The following is a 1,375-nucleotide window of genomic DNA, read 5'->3' as shown; positions in this document are numbered from 1 at the left end:
ACCCTGGAGAACGCCGGCATCGACCCCACCACCCTGCGCGGCACCCACACCGGCGTCTTCACCGGCGTCATGTACGACGACTACGGCAACCGGCTCATGCAGGCGGCACCCGACGGCTTCGAGGGGTTCCTGCTCGCCGGCACCCAGACGAGCGTCGCCTCCGGCCGGGTGTCGTACGCGCTCGACCTCGCCGGGCCCGCACTGACGGTCAACACCGCGTGCTCCTCGTCGCTGGTCGCCTTGCACCTGGCCGCCCGCGCGCTGCGCAACGGCGAGTGTGACCTCGCGCTCGCCGGCGGGGTCACGGTGATGGCCACCCCGAACGCGTTCGTGGAGTTCAGCCGACAGCGCGGTCTGGCTCCCGACGGGCGCTCCAAGTCCTTCGCGGCCGCCGCCGACGGTGTGGTGTGGAGCGAGGGCGTCGGCCTGCTGCTGGTCGAGCGGCTCTCGGACGCCCGCCGCAACGGCCACCAGATCCTCGCGGTCGTCCGGGGGACGGCGGTCAACCAGGACGGCGCCTCCAACGGCCTCACCGCGCCCAGCGCCGCCGCCCAGCGCCGGGTGATCCGCCAGGCCCTGGCCGGAGCCGGGCTCGCCGCCGCCGACGTCGACGTGGTCGAGGCGCACGGCACCGGGACCAGGCTCGGCGACCCGATCGAGGCCGAGGCCCTGCTGGCCACCTACGGGCAGGACCGCGAACAGCCGCTCTGGCTCGGCTCGGTGAAGTCCAACATCGGCCACACCCAGGCCGCCGCCGGCGTCGCCGGCATCATCAAGATGATCGAGGCGATGCGCCACGAGGTCCTGCCCAGGACCCTGCACGTCGACGCGCCCTCCCCGCACGTCGACTGGAGCACGGGCAGCATCGAGCTGCTGACCGAGAACCGGGACTGGCCCACGCACGGGCGCCCGCGCCGCGCCGCCGTCTCCTCCTTCGGCATCAGCGGCACCAACGCCCACGTCATCCTCGAACAAGGCCCCACCGCACGACCGGTGGCCCAGACCGAGGGCCCCTCGGACGCGGCGGGGACGGCGGACGCGGCGCCGGTCACCTGGCCGCTCTCGGCCAGGACCCCTGCCGCACTGCGGCAGCACGCCGAACGGCTGGCGGACCACGTCGAAGCCCACCCCGAACTCACGCCCGCCGCCGTCGCCGCCGCGCTCGACACCCGCGCCGGCTTCACCCACCGCGCCGCCGTGGTCGCCACCACACGTGGCGAGCTCCTGGACGGACTACGGGCGTTGGCCGCCGATCAGCCGGACGGCCGGCTCATCCAGGGCACCGGCGTTCCGGGCAAGACGGTGTTCGTGTTCCCCGGCCACGGCACCCAATGGCCCGGCATGGGACTCGCGTTGCTGGACACCTCACCCGTCT

General features: G+C 74.1%; 1 protein-coding gene. It reads left to right on the top strand.

Going from position 1 to position 1,375, the window contains the following annotated elements:
- Nucleotides 1-1,375 (top strand): beta-ketoacyl synthase N-terminal-like domain-containing protein (locus ACFWIS_RS40645; protein ID WP_380524400.1); only part of this gene is annotated, 1,375 nt, incomplete at both ends.

This window comes from Kitasatospora sp. NPDC127060 (assembly GCF_042724935.1).
In the GTDB taxonomy this organism is placed as follows: Bacteria; Actinomycetota; Actinomycetes; order Streptomycetales; family Streptomycetaceae; genus Kitasatospora.
This window is presented reverse-complemented; position numbering and strand designations above follow the sequence as displayed.